A 21,169-nucleotide genomic window follows, 5' to 3' on the forward strand; every position below is an offset into this window, starting at 1 on the left:
CCGGCTCAGAGTGTGTCTTTATCTCGATAATTTAAACAAACGGTTGCCTAAGAAGAGATACCTGCTCTGAGTGGAACTGAAGAGAAGCCGTGCCTGGCTCGCGTCAAAAGGGCGTTAGCCAGATTTACAAACATGAAAAAAGATCAGTGAAAGTCGCTGGTTAAAAAGACGGTTGCTTTAGGAGGGCGGTATGTGGAGTAGGATACGCAACAGCCTGATAGTAGCAGTTGTTGCATTGCTATCGGGGGGGATTAGCTTTTCACAGAGCATGAACGCCGGTGACATACGTGGGACAGTGACCGACGCAACGGGAGCAGTGATTCCGGATGTAACCGTTACGGTACTGAACGTCAATACCGGAGTTTCAAAGGACTTTAGTACTAACCAGGACGGTATCTACGATACCAGTTCGATTCTTCCAGGCAGTTACAAGGTCACCTTTTCGAAAGAGGGATTCGGGCAGTTTGTGCGAGGTCCGATTACAATTCAGGTCGGTTTCACAACTGTTAATGCACAGCTGAAAGTCGGTTCTTCCAAAGAACAGGTCATTGTCACTACGGATGTACCTCTGCTGCACACGGAATCGGGGGATCAAGTCTCGACCCTGCCTTCGAAAGAGATGTCGCAATTGCCTCAGACTTCCCAAAACTGGGAGAACTTTATGATCCTTCTTCCCGGCACAGCTGGTGTACCAGGAGGATCACAAGGAGCCAATAGTCCGGGGCAGGTTTCAGCGTCCAACGGAAACCTTCCTTACAGCAATGTGCTTGCCGACGGCGCTTCTACCACCTTATCTCACAGTCAGAACGCCAACCCTGCCATATTTGAAACAGTATCGGAATTACAGGTTTCCCTATCGTCGTTTTCGGCTCAGTACGGCATCGGGGGAATGATCATCAATCAGATCACAAAGGGAGGCACGGGAAGCTTCCATGGGTCTGCATACGATTATCTTCATAATGACAAATTGAATGCCGCTCAGTATGGCTTCGGAAATAAAGTAAAGGTTCCGTTCAGTCGCTATCACGATTTCGGTGCATCGATTGGTGGTCCTGTACTCAAAAAGAAGATGTTCTTCTTCTTCGATTATGACCAGATAATCGATCATGGTTCGAGCAGTAATCAGACTCAGACTGTTCCGACCGAAGCTGTCATGAAAGGCGATTTCACGGGGCAGCGACTGCTATACGACCCAACTACGCAGACCTATGCCAAGGATGCGAACGGAAATACATATCCGGTGAGAAAATCCTTCCTCGAAGAATATGGTTCGAATTCAATTCCTCAAAGCATGATCGATGCTGTTGCTGCGAAATTTCAGCAATTCTATCCGACATCGTCTAATCACATTGCTGACGGCCGCTTCGTTAGCGGAGCTATGAATTCAGTTGGTATTCTTCAGAACAACTGGTATTCCAGTGTTCCTCAATCAACTCCGTACAGAAAATTCTTCGGACGCCTCGACTACGATGTGACTCCTAATAATCGCATCACGATGTCCGATACTCAGAGCGACACCCCTGTTGTATATCCCAGCTCTGTGACTGCTTGTCCGGTGAATTGCCAGTCTGGAGATGTTGATAATAACAACGCTCAAATCACCGATGTTTGGAATATCAGCCCCACGCTCATCAATGAGGCAAGGCTTGGATATACCTGGCAGGGCAATTACTACCAGGATCTTACTTTGGGCAAAGGCTATGCCGCTAAGCTTGGGTGGCAGTACGCGAAAGCCGATACGATCCCAAGAATCCAGTTTCAAAACACGTATCCCTACGCATGGATTCAGCCCTCAGACAATGCTGTTTATAAAGAGCATGTTTTTGATCCATCCGATGTCGTCACTATGATTCGTGGTAGACATATTCTGCACTTTGGAGGCGAGCTGTTGATTTATCGAGATAACTCAACAGCATGGGGAAACACAAATCCTGGAGAGTTCCACTTTACAGGTAAGTATACTCAGCATTGGTCGGTAGATTCTAAGGGTGTTGCTTCTGCGGATAGTGCGACGACCGGAGTAGAGTACGCTGATTTTCTACTTGGACTTTCGGATCATTGGAATGCATCTGTCAGCCCGGAATATGGAGCTCGCCTCAAGAGCCCTCAGATGTTCGTCCAAGATGATTTCAAAATCCGTCCGAATTTAACACTCAATCTGGGACTCCGTTATCAGATCAACCATGGCTGGAACGAAACGCATAATAATATTCAAAGTTACGATCCCACTCTCATCAATCCTGCAACCAATACTGCGGGAGCAACTTGGTACGCTGCCACCCACGCGAATGGACGCAGGTCCCTGCAGAAGGATGTATACGACACGTTCCTTCCACGTGTCGGGTTCTCCTGGGCTCCTTATCCGGATATGACATTGCGTGGTGGCTTTGGTCTGTACTCCTATAATTGGAGCCTGGATACCTACGGCCATGGAATGGGGGATGCAATCTCTTCTAGTGGCAGCGTGTCAGACCAGACGAATGGCCTCACTCCCACAGCTAAGCTAGGATCGAGTGGGGCTGGTTTACCCTTTACGCTTAGTTCTACTGATCCCGCCAGGTTTAATGGGCAGGATATCAATTACCAGCCGTACCACACTCCAGTTCCCAAGATTTACCAATGGAACCTGGCGGTTCAGCATCAGATCGGGTCAAATCTCATGGCAGAGATATCTTATGTGGCAAGCCATGGTTTCAATCTAACGTTTCCGACAGACCTTAATGCTGTACCTGTGAATAAACTTGTATCTGGTGCACCTCGCCCAATATCCCAGTACGGGGCTATTTCTGGAAGCCTCTTTGGCGCGATTTCGAACTACAATTCGCTGCAGGCTTCAATCACGAAACGAATGAGTTCAGGCTTGAGCTTCAGCTTCAACTATGTCTGGTCTCACTTCCTTGATGATCAGGATTCTTCTGGATGGGGTAGTCGTTCAGGAGCACAGGATTATCAAATCGCGAATAATCCATCGGCAAATTACAGTAACTCCAACTTCGACGTTCGCAATGCTTTCAAGGGGCAGTTGGTCTACCAGTTACCGATTGGCAGAGGTAAAGCCTTCTTAAATACGAATAGAGTTGTGGATGCGGCCATCGGTGGATGGCAAATTGCCTCTACGATGGTTATTCAATCTGGACAGCCATTCAATGTCTTTAGTGGTGGTGGTGACGACACCTATCAAAGAGCTGGAAGGCAGTTCCCTAACTGGAGTGGGATAGCAAGTCCTAAACCGAGGCACCGCTCTGCCCGGTGTCTGTCTGGTTCCTCAAATTGCGTAAACGAATGGTTCGATCCGGCGGCCTTTACTCAACCGGCGAAGGGGACCTTCGGAAATGTTAGAAGAAACAGCTTATATGGACCAGGAATCGAACAGGTCAACCTATCCGGCAGCAAGACCTTTACGATTCGGGAGGGCATTGCGCTTCAGGTACGTGTCGATGCGTCGAATGCCTTCAACCATCCTAGCTTTGGCCAACCCGGCGGAGATTTGACGGGCTCCAATGGTCCCGGTACTCCGTATTCATGGTATAGCACTGATCCCAAAACCGGGCAGCAGGTTGGTTCGCAACAGATCAGTAAAACAACTGTAGGCGGACGGCAAGTTCAACTCGGAGCTCGCTTGTCTTTCTAAAGTAGTCCTGGTACCACAACAGCAGGGACGGCGTTCTATAGCCGTCCCTGTGTTTTTTCTTCTTGCCTCAAACTGCTCCCGAGTATGATGTGAAAGCTATGTTCGCCAGGAATTTACTATTTGTTTCGTTTCTGTTCCCAGTACTAGTTGTTTCTTCTTATTGCCAGACTACTCCAGGCAAAAAAGAACAAGTACAATTACATACTCGTGCGGCGCAACAATATCTTCAGCAGAAGCGTCCGGAGTTGGCGATTCCCGAGTTTGAGAAGATTCTTGCGCTTGATCCGGACAATGTAGATGCTCACGGTAATCTCGGAGTACTGCTCTATTTTGGGAAGGACTACAAGGCAGCAGTGCCTCATCTGCGTGCTGCTGTAAAGAGAAAGCCGGATCTGTGGAAGATTCAGGCGCTCTTGGGCTTATCTGAAGCTCGCCTGGAAGATGCCAAGGCGAGTCGCGAGGATCTGGAAGCGGCATTCCCCCATCTCCAAGGAGAGAAAATTCAAGGTGAGGTAGGGAGAGTTCTCGTTGATCTTTACAGTAGCTCCGGCGATCTGGAGAAAGCGGCGACAACTGTATCTACTCTTCTTGCTTCTGAACCGACAGATATCTCATTGCTCTATATGGCTTATCAGCTTTACTCGGATTTAGCTGGCAAAGCGATGCTAACTCTGGCCCTCACAGCTCCGGATAGTGCTCAAATGCATCAGGTGATGGGGAGAGAGTTGGCTAGACATGGAGACAACGACCCTGCGATCTCAAATTACCGCGAAGCCCTCAAAATCGATCCACAACTTCCTGGTTTACATCTGAGTATTGGTGACCTGTTAAATAATTCTTCCGATGAAAAGCTCCAAGTGGAAGCCGAATCAGAGTTCAAAGCTGCATTGGACGTAAATCCTTACGATCAGAAGGCTCAGCTCATGGTCGGGATCGTTGCGGCAAAGCATGGAGACCTGAAGGCGGCGCTAGCTGCCGATACGCGAGCGGTAGAGTTGCAGCCGAACGACAGCGACGCGTATACCGAATTAGCCAAAGTACTTGTTCAAATGAACCAGCGCGACAAGGCGAAAGAGATGTTTGAGCGAGCTATTCAGCTGGATCCGACAAACTATGTTGCCCGTTATCGTCTTAGCACAATCTACCGTCAGGAAGGGAAGACCGAAGAAGCGAAGGCGCAGGTGGCTCAATATCTGAAGTACAAGCAGATGAAAGAGAAGCTGGAGAAAATCTTCCATGACATGCGGGTTCTCTCCGGGCAACGTCCAGCCGACGATGAAACATCTGGAACACACTGAGAGGTTTCTAGAGAACTTCCGGCATAGGTAATCCTGTACCGACGTCTCTATGGCAGAATTGGAGAAACGTGTCTCACGACGAGTGTGAAGGATCAGGCTGCCATGAGCAACGCTTCCCCCAAGAAAGTTCAACGGAGCAGATTCGAGTTTGAGGAGCATGGTGCGGTTGCATATCTTGAATTCGACCTTGATAGTGATAGCTGGATTACCTTACTTCATACAGAAGTACCTGAGGTGTTGCGTGGTCGTGGCGTTGCAAGCATGCTGGCAAAGACTGCGCTGGAATATGCCCGTGACAACGATTTGAAGGTAGACGTAATCTGTCCGCTGGTTGCGGATTACATCCAAAAAAATCCTGAGTTCCAAAAGCTCGTAAAGAGATAATCCGTTCCTAAAAGAAAGCTAGCGCCTCCGTGCCCTCGGGTGATTTGTCGAGACAAACGTTTGTTTAATGAATATTTGTCTTGACAGATGTCCGTCGGCATCGCCTAATGGTTGGCGGGTTGATTTCGGCGAGATTGTGGGCGGAAGTTGATGACTCGCTTTTATTAGGGGGATGGATGCGGTTACGGCTAGCATCTTGTTTCGTGTTATCCGGGGTGTGTTTCCTTTCGAGTTCATTATTGGCTCAGAGCAGGAAAGGGATCTCCGCGTGGCTGACAACAGCTGATCGCTCTTCGCTTTTGGTACAGCAGGCTAAGCCTTTAGCCTTTACTGATGCGAAGGTGCAGCCCCGTTCGATCGAGGTGGACGATAAGCAGCGCTATCAGTCTGTCGAAGGCTTTGGATTTGCTTTGACTGGTGGAAGCGCTCAACTGCTTATGCGTATGGATGCTCCCCAACGTGCGGCTTTGCTGCGGGAGTTGTTCAGCACCGAGCGGAATGGCATTGGTGTCAGCTATCTGCGTATCAGCATAGGCTCGTCCGATATGAACGATCACGCTTTCACCTACGATGATCTTCCCTCCGGAGAAAAAGATCCCAGTTTAGCGAAGTTCAGCTTCGGTCCGGATAGTGCCACTGTAGTTCCTGTGCTGAAGGAGATCCTGGCGATCAATCCCAAAATCAAGATTCTTGGATCTCCGTGGTCTGCTCCGGCATGGATGAAGACGAATGAGAATCTGAAGGGTGGCAGCCTCAAGCCTGAATACTACGATGCTTATGCCAACTATTTCGTAAAGTTCATCGAGGGGATGAAAGCGGCGGGTATCGTGATCGATGCAATTACTCCACAGAATGAACCGCTCAATCCCAAAAACACTCCCAGCATGGTGATGCAGGCTGAGGAGGAGGCTACGTTCATCAAGCAGTCTCTTGGCCCTGCTTTTCGAAAAGCAGGTATTCGGACAAAGATCATCAGCTACGATCACAACTGCGATGTGCCTGAGTATCCTCTTACGATCTTGAACGACTCTGAGGCTCGGCCCTATGTCGATGGCTCAGGCTTCCATCTATACGAGGGCGATATCAGTGCCATGAGCAAGGTACATGAAGCCTATCCGGACAAGAATCTGTACTTCACCGAGCAGATGGTTGTCGATCGCCGGGATGACACGCGGCTCGATATAGCCGCTCCTGTGCAACGAATGATTATCGATGCTCCCCGGAATTGGAGCCGGAACGTGCTTTTATGGAATCTGGCAGCTGATCCTGAATTTAAGCCTCACACCGATAATGGCGGTTGTCCGGTCTGCCAGGGAGCTATCACGCTTGACGGAAATAACGTGACACGAAATGTCGCCTACTATACCGTGGCGCACGGCTCCAAGTTTGTCCCTCCTGGATCGGTACGTATTGGCTCGAACTATTTGGAAGGAGTACCGAACGTCGCTTTTCAAACTCCGGATGGAAGGCATGTGCTCGTTGTAGCGAATCGGAGTGGTTCCGAACAGACGTTCCACATCCGTTTTCAAGGTAAGGCCGCTACTGCGACATTAAGCGACGGTACTGTTGGTACCTACACCTGGTAAGTAGGTCTCACAATTTGAAGGGATATTGAGTCCTTCATCTATATATAGTTACTAAATTTGCGTCCGGGGCCCTGCGGTGAAGGGCCCCAATTCTATGGTGAAAGCAAATTCCGCCGTTTGGGGCAAAGCCCGCCAAAGAATCTCCCGACTCACGAAAAGAAACGACGAGACCGCATTTGGGATTTAGACTTAGAGCAATTTCAGCGTAGGTGTATCAACGGTTATGATGTTTGCTCCGGTCGTCTTTTGAGCAAAGCTGTAAATGGTCGTATGCGAAAAGGACAGACTGACGCTGAAACTGCTTTAGTGAAAACCTGCTGAAAACAACAAGGATAAGGCTTAAACTCGATTGCCGCAGCAGGACAGAATGTCTGTGATGTTGGTCACGGATTGCCGACCATGATCACACGGATGATTATGTCGTTCATTCCCCTGAACGCTGGAAGTGAGGCGATTCCAGAAGCCTTCCATGGAAGTGTGTGGAAGTAAGTTTGTGCATCGGGGGAGAGTGAACGTGTTTCGATCCTTATTAAAAAGAGTGCGGATCGCTCGCCTGCGTAGAATCTCGCAGATCTTCTTTTTCCTATTGTTTCTCTTTCTTCTGGTCCGCACGGAACTGCGCGGCGCGCTTGGCTCCAGTAGCGATATTCATTTGAAGGTTCCAGTCCGGCTCTTTTTTGAACTGGATCCGCTGGTTGCTCTGACGAATGCATTAGCCTCCCACGCTCTTTATCGTGGGCTGCTGTGGTCGCTGCTGATCCTGGTCCCGACGATGTTTCTCGGCCGCTTTTTCTGTGGCTGGATCTGCCCGATGGGCACGCTGCACCATTTCTTTGGAAACCTTTCGTCGGAGAGTAAGCGCGGTAAGCAACTTCTCGAATCGAACCGGTACAAGCGTTGGCAGACGGCAAAGTACGTCATCCTTCTGGGCGTGCTCGTTGCTGCTTTCTTCGGGACCGGAATCGTGGGTTGGTTCGATCCCTTTAGCCTGCTGGTGAGATCCGTTGGGCTTTCGATTATCCCTGGGATTAATTATGGGATCAATGCCGTTCTCAATAGTCTGGAACACAGTCACATTGGGATTATTCATGCAGCTGGTTCCTGGCTTCATGCCGCCCTGTCTGCGACTATTTTGAATTTCCGACAGCCTCATTTCCGGTTTGGAATATTCCTGGGGATTATCTTCATCGTTCTGCTTGCGATGAATTTACGGGTGACACGTTTCTGGTGCCGGGCAATATGTCCGTTGGGAGCGTTGTTGGGCAGCATCTCGCGCTGGTCGATCTTTGGATTACATAAGGATTCGGAAACCTGTAATCAGTGCAATCGCTGTTTGATGCACTGCCAGGGCGGAGATAACCCGATCGGCGGCGTTCCTTGGCACAAAGCGGAATGTCATATGTGCATGAATTGTGTGGATTCCTGTCCACACAAGAGCCTTGAGTTCCGCTTCTTCAGAAAGGAAGCGGAGGTGTCTGGACCGGATCTCCATCGTCGTAAAACCCTGACCGGGATTGCTGCCGGTCTGGCAGCGGTACCTCTTTTGCGCGCAAATGCCGCATTGGGGAAGAGCCGCAACGAAAAGCTTATTCGTCCGCCGTCAGCTCTCGAGGAAACAGACTTCCTGTCGAGGTGTATTCGTTGTGGCGAGTGTATGAAGGTATGTCCGAATAACTCGCTGCAGCCAACTATCACTGAGGCCGGTTTGGAGGGTGTCTGGACGCCGGTATTGACTCCACGTATCGGTTACTGTGAACCGAGCTGTGTTCTATGTTCGGAGGTTTGCCCGACCGGAGCCATCTGGAAGATCACTCCGCAGGAAAAGGGTTGGGTTGTCGGCGTTGAGAAGGGCAAGCGTGAACCTGTTCGGTTAGGAACTGCATTCTACGATCGCGGACGTTGCTTGCCTTGGGCTATGGCGACCGATTGCATCGTTTGTGAAGAATGGTGTCCGGTTTCGCCAAAGGCAATCTATTTGCAGGATGCCGAAGTTGTCGACTCCGAAGGCAATAAGAAGATCGTGAAACAACCGCGTATTGATCCAAGCCGCTGCGTCGGCTGCGGAGCCTGTGAATACGCCTGTCCGCTGCAGGAGCATCCTGCTGTTTATGTAACCAGTATTGGAGAAAGCCGGTCGCCGAGCAGTCAGATACTGCTGCAGCGGCAAAAGGAGAATTAGCTGTGAGGAAGATTGGTTTTAGTGGGAAAGTGCTTGCTGCCCTGTTGATCGTCATGAGTTTTGCCGCAATGGGATGCCGGAAGAAAGCTGTGAATCCGTTCCCGGATACGGGAGCAGTATCGGGATGGCAGAAGAGTGGGCAAACGCGCACTTTCGATGCAGCGAATCTCTGGCAATACATTGACGGCGATTCCGAACAATATATTCAGGCAGGTGTGGTGAACACTGTAACCACCGACTACAAATACGAGGGCAAGCTTGAGGCTACCGTCGACGTGTACACCATGAAGAATGCCGACGGCGCAAAGAAGATTTTTGAAGCCGATCCTCAAAGTGGCGCCGATTCTCCCAAGTTAGGGGATGCGGCAAGAGCTCATGAGCAGAGTGTCGTCTTCCGTAAAGGTCCTTACCTGGTTCGAATCGTAGCTTATGAGGCTGGCGCCGGAAGCAAGTCTGCACTGCTGGCACTGGCTCAAGGTGTTGAGACTCGACTGTAGGCCTAATTCAAAGATTGGTGGACGAGATGAAGAACAGACGTGAGTTTCTCAAGGAAGTAGCAGCCGGTGCAGCCATTCTGGGAACCGAAGGAAAGTTGCTGCTCGGTGCGGTAAAGAGCCAAAAAGGGGCGGCCGGTAAGTCGCGGGTTGTGATGGTTCAGGACCCTTTACTCCGTGGCCAGAGTGGTGGCGCTCCCGATGAGAAGCGAGTCAGCGCCATGCTAGACCGGGCCATGCAGACTTACTTCAATGTGAAGAATCCAATCGATCCCTGGAAGCGAGTGGCTCGTCCCGGACAGGTAGTGAGTCTGAAGGTAAATACGATTGCCGGGCGCGGCTTGTCCACTCATGTTGCATTGGTCGACGTCATCTGTGAACGGCTTCAACAGGCAGGAATCAAGGCCGGAGACATTATTGTCTGGGATCGCACCAACAGGGAACTGGAAGGAGCCGGATTCAAGATTTCTACCGACCGTAGTCGTGTACGTTGCTTTGGCACTGATTCGGTGGGTTACGAGGATGCTCAGCTTACTTTCGGCTTGGTAAAGACCCAGCTCTCGAAGATCATGACCCAGAGCGATGTGGTGATCAATGTTCCGATTCTGAAGCATCATGGGATGTCGGGTGTGACCATGGCCATGAAGAATATGTATGGTGTGATTCGGAATCCAAAAGATCAGCATGGCGGTGGCTGCAATCCATATGTTGCCGACCTGAATGCAATTCCTGAGATTCATCAAAAGGTACGGTTCATCGTCGGAGACATTATTACTTCCGCCTACCATGGCGGTCCCGGATTCAGACCTGAATTTGCCTGGAATCATAACGCCATCATGGTGGGAGAAGATCGTGTTGCCATGGATCATCTCGGATGGCAAATTATCGAACGCAAGCGTGCGGAAAAAGGGATGAAGCCACTCGAACAGGTCGGGAATCCGCCGCGCTACATTGCCACCGCAGCAGATACTCAACACCGTTTGGGCACCAACGATCTGGCAAAAATCGCGCTAACTGAGCTTTCAATGGCATAGGAGAAGAGATGGCTTCTGAACAGACAGGAATGAGCCGCCGCGAGGCAATGTTGCAGATCCTGCGCTTGGCGGGTGCTGGTGCGGGAGCTACCGCTGCGGCATTCTGGCTGGCGGAGCATAACCAAAAACCCGTCCCAACATCCGCGGCAGATGTGAAGCGGAATCACACGGTGAAGATGAATGCCGAACTTCCTGAAATGGTCGTGATTCAAGGCGACGATCCCCGGGCACTTGTGCGCCAGGCTTTTGCCGACCTGGGCGGAGTGCAGCGCTTTATCTCGCGTAACGATGTGGTGGTATTGAAACCCAACATCGCCTGGGACCGGACACCGGAGCAAGCCGCAAATACGAATCCGGAGGTCGTTGCCGAGGCTGTTAAGCAGTGTTGGCAAGCAGGGGCGAAACGTGTCATCGTGACCGACGTAAGCTGTAACGAGGCGGAACGCTGTTTCCATCGCTCCGGGATTCAAGCCGCCGCACGTAGCGAGGGCGCCGAAGTGATCCTGCCGGATCCCGAGCGTTTTCGCGAGGTGAATCTGGGAGGCGTGATTCTTAAGAACTGGCAGGTTTTTGAGCCATTTCTTGAGGCGGACAAGATCATCAATCTGCCTATTGCCAAGCACCATGGCCTAACGGGGGCAACATTGGGAATGAAGAACTGGTATGGAATTCTCGGTGGGCAGCGAAATCGGCTTCATCAGGAGATTCATCAGAGTCTCGCGGATTTGGCAGCGTTCATGCTCCCAACCTTGACGATGATTGATTGCTATCGGGTTCTTCTGCGCAATGGTCCGACTGGAGGCAATCTGGAGGATGTGGAACTCAAAAAAACGATGGTAGCTGGAACAGATCCTGTAGCGCTCGATGCCTACGTTGCAAAGGCTTACTGGAATCTGGACAGCAGCGCGCTTCCTTACCTTGGATTGGCCGCCAAACGTGGCTTAGGAAAGGTCGATTTCGAAAATGTCCGGACCAAGGTTACTCGCCTGGGTTGAGCCCGTACATCAGAAGGTGCGGAATTGCTAAATCTATATTCCGCACCTATTCTTTTCTCAGCAGACACCTCCGCGTGATTGATGTTCATTTCTGCTTCTTCCTAAATAGGTAAATCTTTGTCGACATGGCTTTTCTCCCGGGGGAACCATGCCGAAATGTTGAATACTCTACAATGCTTCGATAGAGAGACAATGGCGAAATTTCGAATCGCTTGTATGAGCGATACTCACGGAATGCACCGCAATCTTCAGGTGCCGCAGGCTGACATCCTGGTTCACTCCGGTGACTTCATGGTGCATGGACGCGAGGCGGAAGAGATTCAAGACCTCAATGATTGGTTAGGGACGCTACCGCACAAATACAAAATTGTTGTGGCCGGGAATCACGATCGCCTCTTCGAATACGAGCCTTCCCGGGCAAGGGATTTATTATCCAACGCCATTTATCTGGAGAACTCTGGTATCGAATTGGATGGACTGAGGATCTGGGGCTCTCCGATGCAGCCGCAGGCTATGGGCTGGTCTTTCTTCGCGGAACGCGGTGCTGCGATACGTCCTTATTGGAATCGTATGCCTGCAAATATCGATATCCTGGTGACGCACACACCTCCCTTTGGAACCCTGGACCAGGCGTACGTTATTACCCCACATCTGGGGTGCGAAGAGCTTATTAAAGCTGTTATTCGCGTAAAGCCGAAGCTCCACATCTTTGGCCATGTTCATGGTGGGTATGGTCAGGTTGCCGGAATGAATCGTACCGTTTTTGTGAACGGTGCTGTTGTGGATGAGGATTACAAACTGGCGAATGATCCCTGGCTAATCGAGCTTGATCTATAAGTACCTGCTGCAATTGCATTTGTGTGCAGCAAGCATAGCCAGTCCGATGACATCTGCATGCACAGATAGGGTCGCTTCCGTTTGAGCTTAGGCCTGAAAACGATGAACGATTCTTCGCGAAATCCGCAAGTGCTTTCGTGCCTATAAGTTTGGTCTGAATCGCAAATCCCGAACTTCTTCTCCAGGATTTTTTATTGACAACGACATTGCAGCCAGACTAATCTGCGTGGCGCTGTTGAGTGTAGACAACGTTGTCATTATGAAATTCGCCAACCTTACCCAAATCCCCGGAAGGCGAGAGAAAACGTGAATCCACAGTATGCCCAGATTGGAGAGTCCAAGTGAACCATCATCGGATTGCTGTTCTGCAAGTACGAGGAGGCCGCAAGAGTCATGTGTATGTACTTCTGGCTCTGTTCTGTATTCTGGCTGTTATATACCCAACACTTCTTTCCGCACAAGAATTTCGTGGCACGATCTCCGGACAGGTCGCTGATTCGAAGGGAGCGGTAGTTCCCAGCGCCAATGTAGAGGCTGTCGGGCCACAACAGACTTACAAAACTACAACCAGTTCCAAAGGCGATTTCACCATTCCGCTTGTTCAACCCGGCACCTACCAATTGTCGGTTGAAGCTCCAGGTTTTAAGAAGATTTTTCAATCAGGCGTTGTCGTAAATATTTCGGATAAGTTGAATCTTACCTTTGTGTTGGAGGTGGGATCGGTTACTCAGACTGTTTCTGTTTCTGCAGATCAGGCACAATTGAATACCGCAGATGCCTCCGGTGGCACGGTGATTGATCCTAAGCAGATTCAAAACTTGCCGATGAATGGCCGCCAGATGTATTCGTTGCTCTCGCTGACGCCGGGTGTAAAGACCCCTACTCTAGGCAACTCGGCGCGCGCCTGGGATGAGTCCAATGCGTATTCCATCAATGGTCAATGGGGAAACTACAATCAGTTCTCACTGAATGGAGCCCCTGTTTCTCAACAGAATGGAGGCGCTTCCGGTACCTGGAATATCTCTCCCGCAGTCGATGCGGTCGAGGAATTTAAAGTAATGACCAACACCTACGACGCCCAGTATGGGCGCACGAATGGTGGAACGGTCAACACCATTCTGAAGAGCGGAACCTCGGAATTTCATGGGACCGTTTTCGATTTCTGGCGCAACTCCGTTCTCGATGCCAATCGTTACGACCTGAACCAGTCAGGGACCAGAAAGCCGTTTCACAATCAACATCAATTTGGAGGAACGGTTGGCGGTCCGGTACTTGGGCTAAAGAAGAATACCTTTTTCTTTTTCAGCTTTGAAGGCTGGCGGGAAGTTCAACCCAACAGCGTTACAACTACCACCATCACTCCCGATATTCTGCCCGGTACGGATGGCAGCGTAAATTTGACGAACTATCTGCAGGGAATGGGGAAGACTGCGATTTACGACCCAGCAACGACACGCTGTGCTGTTACCGGGCAGAATCCGTGCGAGCAGTATCTTCGCGACCCCTTTCCGGGGAACATTATTTCTGCGAATCAGATCAGCAAGATCGGCGTAAATCTGCTTAAGCTGTTGCCGTTAGCCAACCAGCCGGGATATCGAAACAACTATGTGACTAATAACCCTGGTCGATATCACTATAATCAGCCAATTGTGCGCATCGATCATGCCTTTAGCGATGCTACTCGCGTTTATGGAATGTTTGCCTGGTGGTCCGGGTTGGAATACAACAACACCTCCGGATTTCCAGGTGCTGCAGCCAGAGGAAATATCAATCATTACAAATCAAGTCTTACTCAGGTGATCGATATTACTCATGCCTTTCGGCCGAGTCTCTTTGCCGATGTTCGGCTCTCTTACAACCGTGCATACAACATGTCTCCGAACGGGGCACAGTCAGCAGGGCTTTCCGATGTCACGGCTTCGAGTATTGGCTTGTCGATGCCGTCTCTTCCCACCACGACGCACAATTATCTTCCCGAAATACATACGGACGATGGAGTTTTGCCGGATTATGTGGGCAACGTAGTAGATCCTTCAGTCTTTGAGACCTATGACATTGCTCCGTCCGTGACTCATGTTCTTGGCAAACACAATCTGCATTATGGAGCGGAAATTTCCTGGTACCACGATGTTGCTAACGGTGTAAGAAGGCCAAACGGTGGCTTCAACTTCGGGCCGGACTTTACACAGCAAGATCCCAAGGTGAACAACAACGATGGTTCCAGTATTGCCGGTTTCTTGCTGGGATATCCCACGTGGGGCGGTGTCGAGTACAACTACCCGACCTACGAGTCATACCAGTACTATGCGGCGTATCTGCAGGATGATTGGAAGGTCACTCATCGTCTGGCTTTGAACCTCGGCCTTCGTTATGAGAATGAGCTTTCACCAACGGATCGTTGGAGACGCTTACAGGCGGGATTGTGTTTAACTTGCCAAAATCCGATTAGCAGTGGCGTCAATTTTGGACTGTTTCCAGGAAATAAACTGCCCAACGGAACTTCGATTGCCAATCCGATCATTGGCGGCATGATGTTTCAGAAAGATCGCTCTCCATACGAGAATACTTGGGGCATTCTGTTACCCAAGATTGGTGCTTCTTTCAGCATTACGAACAGGTTGGTTATGCGTGGCGGTTGGGGTATAAGCCGTGCTCTGGGGTTTGAGCTTGGTGGTACTTCTACTTGGGATGCGACGACCAGTTATGTGACGTCTCTGGATGATGGGCTGACGCCGACCCAGACCTTCCGCGGCGGTACTCCATTTCCGAATGGAGTTACAGTTCCCGCAGGCGATTCTCAGGGCCTGATGTCCGGTGTCGGAGATGGTATCTGGTACGACGGCTGGAATCGCAAGATTCCATACACTCACCAGTTTTCTTTCGGCTTCCAGGGTGAGGCTCCGGGACATATTATCTGGGATATTGAGTATGTTGGTGCCCGTACGAAAGACCTTCGTGCAGGAATGCAGCATAATCATTTGGCCCCAGGACAATTTGCTCAAGGACACGCTACTCCAGCGTATTTGAACCAGATGGTGCAGAATCCCTTCTATGGTGTTCAAGGGATTCCGGCGTCATCATACCTCGGCTCCTATAGCACGTTGCCGATTCGGGATTTGATGGTTCCGTATCCGCAATACATAACCGATTCAGGCCCGCAGGTCTGGGAATGGAATACTCCTCAGGGCTATAGTCATTACGACTCCTTAATCGCCAAAGCGGAAAAGCGAATCACTGGAGGAGGGCTTCTCAGCAATGGCCTGAGCTTTACAACGGCTTTTACCTGGTCGAAGGCAATGACGGCTACCGATCGTTTGAACAACGGCCTGCTGACCGATTCTGAGCCGTTCTATGGTATAGACAGCAGTGATCGTTCTTTTCTATTTAGTTTTGCCGGCGTATACCAACTTCCTTTGGGGAAAGGTGGAATTGTTGCGAAAGATGCGCACGGACTCCTTGGCCAGGTGGTGAACGATTGGCAGCTAAATTGGATTGTGAGCGATCAGAGCGGAAATCCCGTCAAGTACCCCAATCAATATCTGTACACGTGCGGTGGTTCTTTCAATGTCCGCCCGGCTCATAAAAGCTGGGGCAGCTATTTGAATAACACTAGTCCTAACTGTTTCTCTGGATTTCCGGAGTACACTGCCGTAACCCGGAGACCGTATACGATTGCGGTTCGCACTCCTTGGGCTGAGCAATCGCAGGTTGCGATGCAAAAACAGTTTGCGATTCGCGAACAGACAAAACTGCAGTTCAGGGTAGAGGCCTTCAATCTGACCAATACTCCCATCTTCAATGGTCCCGATACGGATAGCAGTCCCAATTCGCCGATTCAGCGTCATAGCAATATATCGATTGATCAGCCAGGGGCCTACACCGGCTATGGGACCATTGGACCTTCAACGCAGAACAGTCCTAGACAATTACAGTTGTCGCTGAAGATTTTGTTCTAGGGCATAACAATAACTGGGGATACTTCATCAGAGTATCCCCAGTTGCTTTTCTCTCAAATCGTACTGGCCTTTGCTCTTTGCCCGTCTAGATATCAAATGGCCAGGACCCGGATTGTCCATACCAGTCGTACTTCTTTTCTCTTCCGTTGAACTTCCAATGACTGGGAGTAGTGTCCTGAAGCCAATCCACAGCCTCGGCTTCTATTGCTCCTGTGGCTGCAATCGAAAAGGCTTCCGTAATGGCTGCTTTCTGATTCCTGCCTATGGATGAAGGTTCCGGAGAGATCAATAAGGCTGTTCCACTACGGGCTACGAGATCAAGCCACTGTTTGGTGTTTTCCCACGGGATGTCTTGAGTTATCGGAACGCAATCGGCGTCTTGCACGAAGAAGCTGCGGTTCTGCGGGAGCCGATAGGCAAGAGTGTTGATGCCCATGCGCCGCGTTCTTTCCCACGATCTTCCGCTTACATCATCTCCTGTGCGCTGTGCTTCGAAGAGTCCGGCTGAAAGATGTCCAATCGTGTTGCAGCCGATAACAAGTGTCTTTTCGCCTGCTTCTTTTCGGATTGCCTTATAGAGGCCAAAAATGATTTCCGCCGTGGTCCTGCTTTGATCGTGGAAGTGCCAGCCTGGAGCCGTCGGTTGCGCACTCATCTCCGAACCCCAGCGCCCCAGTAACTCGTAGGTGGTGAAGTCATGCTTCACCAGATCGTACCCCCAATCGACCACTTGCCGGACCTTGGCTAACGCTGCTTCCAGTCCTTCCGGTGTTGTCGGATCGTATGCTCTCTCGTTATAGCGGCTTGTTTCCCGTCCATAGCGGGTGGAAGGCAATAGGCAATTCGAATTGATATCGGCAGAGGACTGCAAAGGTCGTATCCATATTCCGGGTCTGACATTGCGATCTCGTATCTGTTCAGCCAACCTCTGCATGTCAGGAAAGGCTGCTTTGCGTTTCCAGCCATCATCTATGACTGTGAAAGGGCGGGGGGCCTGTGCGGGAGAGCACGCAGCTATCAAATCGGCGTCACGCAAAGTTTGTTCTGCAGAGTTCTGTCCATAGGCGTAATACCAATCATTACTGCCATAGATAGCGGTTGCAGGCAATTTAGGCTTTTCGCACATGCGAGAACAGAACTGGCGGGCAGCGGAGAGGAACGGTTCTCCTTTTTCTCCCCTTCTGCTTACTACTGTTGCAGCCAGCAGCCGCCTGCTTCCGAGTGCTACGCCTTCTCCCCCATTGGCTACGTTGAGCCATAGAGAAACGCCATTAGGATCAATCTGCCAGAAGCAGAGTGCTCCAGCGCCGGTCTTTACTCCATATCCGTGGATAGAGCTGTTATCGAAGGTGAGAAAGTACCAGGGCAATACCCGTTCCGGAGTGATAGATCGCCAGCAGAGATCTCCGTAACTGCGCTCCCAATGGTCTCCCAGGATCTTTATCTGCCCGCTCACCGGAACCTGCCAGCGGATGCGTAGATGTGTCAGGCGGGTCGTGGGTGCCGAAAGATAGAGTGCAACATTATCGATATGAGCCGATGTTTCGAGATGGATATCATTGTCCGTCCACTCGGAGCCGGAACGCTGAAGATGTATCGGTCTTCTGAGATCCGCAAAAGCATCGATACTGTCCGGTACACGAAGAAGATCCAGAAACGTCGATGCTTCGCGATGCGTGCCGCTCTTAGGCGGACGAAAGCTTTCTGCTGCCCGGGTATACGTGCTTGCACAGGCCAGCGAAGCGGCGCTTCCGAGAAGAAGTTGTCTCCTCGTCCAGGCGCGCTCCGGTGTGGACTTCGGGCCATCTTTCATGAACTAGGCCTTTCTCATATCTGCAAAGGTAGTCTGTAACAGCTTCGGACGCTCAGCATCGATTTTCAGCAATAGCTCGCCGAAAAGCGTATTCGCCCAGGCGAACCATGACCGGGTAAAGTTCTTGGGATCGTTGACGTTGAAAGATTCGTGCATGAAGCCGGTGCCTCCTGTTGTATTGCGAAGCAGCGTCAAGCAGGCAAGAATCTCCTTATCGTCGGTCGATGTGAATGCTCGCATGATGATGGACATAGGCCATACATAGCCTAAGCCGATATGCGGTCCGCCAACACCTTCTCCTGCCGGTCCCTGAAAGAAATAAGGATTGTCCTTGCTTAGTACAAATGAGCGTGTTCTCCGGTAGAGCGGATCATTCATACTGCAACACTCAAGATAGGGCAGGCTCAGAAGACTGGGAGCATTGGCATCATCCATGCACAGCGAATTGCCGTATCCATCGATCTCGTAGGGCAGAATTTCGCCATATACCGAATGGTTGACCTTACAGTATGCCTTGAGTGCGGCTGTCACCTCTCCGGCCAAGGCACGGCACTCTCCAGCCAGATTTTGATCCGAAAAGATCTGTGCTGCCATCTGTTCCAATTGACCGAGTGCTGTTACGGCAAAAAGGTTCGCCGGGACGAACAATGGGTAAATACACGAATCGTCCGAAGGCCGAAACATTGAAAAGATCATTCCATTCGGACGAGCCGGATTACCGTAACCACTCAAAGGCAGAGAATCGGTCGGAGCAAGACTGGCTCGTTGGAAGTGGTACGGGCCGCTGGAGTTCTTCCTTTGCTGTTCGCGGAAGGTTCGGACGATTCGTACTGCGGCGGCATGCCATTGATCGTCAAAGGGGCTAGTACTTCCGGTGGTCTTCCAATAACCGTGGGCCAGCCGGACGGGGTAGCAGAGTGAATCGATCTCCCACTTCCGCTCGGCAACACTTGGCCTCATATCGGTCTTGTCCTCTTCGGCCCAACCGGGCTTCCGGCCGTCTTTTGAGCGTAGAAAGGCATTGGCATAAGGATCGAGCAGGATCTGGCTTGCTTGCCTGCGAATGACTCCTTCAATCAGGCGATTGAGCTTCGGATCTTCTTTGGCGAAGGGCAAATATGGCCATACTTGTGCCGAGGAATCGCGTAGCCACATGGCGTCAATATCCCCGGTGATGACAAAGGTATCTGGCTTGCCATCTCTTTCTCCGGGGAAGACCGTTGTATCCAGCGTGTTGGGGAAACACTGTTCGAACATGGCTCCCAGTTTCGGATCGGCAATGCTCCGCTTCATGCGCAGGATTGTTGCCTCAATTGCTGGACTGGAGAACTTGCGTGCGGAAAGACTTGGACGTTCGTGCATCGCCTCCGGTTTCGGTGCTGCATGAACGTGTTTTTCTAGTGCTAGCCAACCGCAGAGCATCGCGCTGCTCTGAAGGAAATTACGCCGGCTTACCCCTATACTCTGTTTCATCTGGTCCCATCTTTGTGTTTGAAGGTGGTATTTGCCCTTTATGTCTCACCGATGTTTCCGGAGTCGGAATGGCGGCGAATGAGTTATCTCGGCGTCCGGTTTGCATTAAGGTGTGACTCCTGCTTTGACAACGTTGTCTTTAAGAGATTAAAAGTATTTCGACACTTCAGCAAGGATTCCTGATAGGAATACGTCATTGAGCGAGTCAAAAAGAACGGGCCTCCTACGAGGGTGTGCTGTCCGAACCCCCTCTGCCTCAAAAGCAGTACTATGGCCGTTCAAGGAAGAGGAGCGAGTATGCGGCAGGGAAGAAGGCACCACGCCATTCAATTTGTTGGATTTGGCTTAGTTTTCGTCTTTGGATTGATTGGGGCGGTTTCTGCAAAAGGTGAGGCCAGGGAGGATAATGTGCCGGAGAAGGCGGATTACACCCGGCAGGCCAAACTGGGAATCGCGACGCTACAGGGGTGGTATGACCAGGGTTCCGGCCTATATAAAACCACTGGATGGTGGAATTCTGCCAACGCCGTTACTGTTCTGGGGGATTACTCGAAGATTACAGGATCGCGAGAGTATGATGCTGCCTTTGATAACACCTTTCAGGCTGCCCAGAAGACATTTCAGGGATTTGTCAATCAATACTATGACGATGAAGGCTGGTGGGCCTTGGCCTGGATCGGCGCCTATGATCTCAGCCGGGATCCCCGCTATCTGAGTGTGGCCAAATCGCTCTTTACCGATATGGCTGGGGGCTGGGACGATACCTGCGGCGGTGGTGTCTGGTGGAGCAAAGAGAAGAAGGACAAGAACGCCATCGAGAATGAGCTTTTCCTCTCTGTTGCGGCACATCTAGCCGCCCGTTCAGATTCCGCCAAGGAGAAGGCCCAATATCTCTCTTGGGCAGACAAGGAATGGCAATGGTTCCTCCACTCAGGCATGATCAATTCCGAGAACCTTATCAACGATGGGTTGGACATGGGCTCCTGCAAAAATAATGGCAAGACAACCTGGACCTATAACCAGGGCGTGATTGTCGGAGCCTTAGCAGAGCTCTATCGTGTCGAGCATCACTCAAACCTTTTAGCAAAGGCGAATCTCATTGCAGGTGCCGCTGTGGAAAAGCTGGTTGATAAGCAGGGAATTCTCCATGACACCTGCGAACCAGATTGCGGCGCGGATGGTATTCAATTCAAGGGAATCTTCGTCCGGAATTTGAGAGCTCTTGAGGAAACGGCTCCGAATCCTCGCTATGAGCAGTTCATCTTCAGGAATGCCGATAGCATTTGGAATAACGATCGAGGACCGGATAATCAATTAGGAACGGTCTGGTCGGGTCCCTATGCCCCTACAAATGCCGGCAGCCAGACGTCAGCCATCGACGCGCTGCTTGCTGCCGCTCGGATCCAACAGCAGCAAAAGCACAATAAAACAGCCAGGCATTGATTGCGGTGAGACCATCTTGGGGACGGAAACGTACTGCTCGATATAG

The 21,169-nt window shown here is 50.9% G+C and carries 13 protein-coding genes; 11 read left to right on the plus strand and 2 right to left on the minus strand.

Translation table 11 applies throughout. The features are described from left to right. Positions 1-190: 190 nt before the first annotated feature. The 10 genes from AC6I7T_RS24265 to AC6I7T_RS24310 all read left to right on the plus strand — a co-directional run bounded on the left by AC6I7T_RS24265 (position 191) and on the right by AC6I7T_RS24310 (position 16,394). Positions 191-3,631 carry a TonB-dependent receptor gene (locus AC6I7T_RS24265; RefSeq protein WP_497790341.1) on the plus strand — a complete coding sequence of 1,147 codons (3,441 nt, stop codon included), beginning with the start codon at positions 191-193 and terminating at the stop codon, positions 3,629-3,631. A 98-nt stretch (positions 3,632-3,729) separates the two neighbouring features. Further along, positions 3,730-4,929: a tetratricopeptide repeat protein gene (locus AC6I7T_RS24270; RefSeq protein ID WP_497790342.1), complete on the plus strand. Its 1,200-nt coding sequence runs from the start codon at positions 3,730-3,732 to the stop codon at positions 4,927-4,929. Positions 4,930-5,031: 102 nt separating this feature from the next. Beyond that, positions 5,032-5,313: a GNAT family N-acetyltransferase gene (locus AC6I7T_RS24275; protein WP_497790343.1), complete on the plus strand. Its 282-nt coding sequence runs from the start codon at positions 5,032-5,034 to the stop codon at positions 5,311-5,313. A gap of 239 nt (positions 5,314-5,552) precedes the next feature. Further along, on the plus strand, positions 5,553-6,899 hold the full coding sequence (locus AC6I7T_RS24280) for a glycoside hydrolase family 30 protein (RefSeq protein ID WP_497790344.1): 1,347 nt from the start codon (positions 5,553-5,555) through the stop codon (positions 6,897-6,899). A 514-nt stretch (positions 6,900-7,413) separates the two neighbouring features. Next, positions 7,414-9,078: a 4Fe-4S dicluster domain-containing protein gene (locus AC6I7T_RS24285; RefSeq protein ID WP_497790345.1), complete on the plus strand. Its 1,665-nt coding sequence runs from the start codon at positions 7,414-7,416 to the stop codon at positions 9,076-9,078. A 2-nt stretch (positions 9,079-9,080) separates the two neighbouring features. Continuing rightward, positions 9,081-9,575, plus strand: a complete 495-nt coding sequence (locus tag AC6I7T_RS24290; RefSeq protein ID WP_497790346.1) for a DUF6599 family protein — start codon at positions 9,081-9,083, stop codon at positions 9,573-9,575. Between the two features lie 26 nt (positions 9,576-9,601). Further along, positions 9,602-10,606: a DUF362 domain-containing protein gene (locus AC6I7T_RS24295; RefSeq protein WP_497790347.1), complete on the plus strand. Its 1,005-nt coding sequence runs from the start codon at positions 9,602-9,604 to the stop codon at positions 10,604-10,606. A gap of 8 nt (positions 10,607-10,614) precedes the next feature. Further along, a complete protein-coding gene (locus AC6I7T_RS24300) occupies positions 10,615-11,601 on the plus strand; it encodes a DUF362 domain-containing protein (RefSeq protein WP_497790348.1) in 987 nt (328 codons plus the stop codon). Positions 11,602-11,793: 192 nt separating this feature from the next. Continuing rightward, positions 11,794-12,438: a metallophosphatase domain-containing protein gene (locus AC6I7T_RS24305; RefSeq protein WP_497790349.1), complete on the plus strand. Its 645-nt coding sequence runs from the start codon at positions 11,794-11,796 to the stop codon at positions 12,436-12,438. 341 nt (positions 12,439-12,779) lie between these two features. Continuing rightward, positions 12,780-16,394: a carboxypeptidase-like regulatory domain-containing protein gene (locus AC6I7T_RS24310; RefSeq protein ID WP_497790350.1), complete on the plus strand. Its 3,615-nt coding sequence runs from the start codon at positions 12,780-12,782 to the stop codon at positions 16,392-16,394. Between the two features lie 85 nt (positions 16,395-16,479). Here the strand turns inward: AC6I7T_RS24310 and AC6I7T_RS24315 are convergent, their stop codons facing one another. Next, a complete protein-coding gene (locus AC6I7T_RS24315) occupies positions 16,480-18,207 on the minus strand; it encodes an alpha-amylase family protein (protein WP_497790351.1) in 1,728 nt (575 codons plus the stop codon). Positions 18,208-18,210: 3 nt separating this feature from the next. Beyond that, positions 18,211-19,680: a glycoside hydrolase family 125 protein gene (locus AC6I7T_RS24320; RefSeq protein ID WP_497790352.1), complete on the minus strand. Its 1,470-nt coding sequence runs from the start codon at positions 19,678-19,680 to the stop codon at positions 18,211-18,213. 297 nt (positions 19,681-19,977) lie between these two features. On the opposite strand from AC6I7T_RS24320, the gene AC6I7T_RS24325 reads away from it, so the two are divergent. Next, a complete protein-coding gene (locus AC6I7T_RS24325) occupies positions 19,978-21,123 on the plus strand; it encodes a glycoside hydrolase family 76 protein (protein ID WP_497790353.1) in 1,146 nt (381 codons plus the stop codon). Positions 21,124-21,169 lie beyond the last annotated feature (46 nt).

Source organism: Humiphilus diazotrophicus (assembly GCF_059726315.1).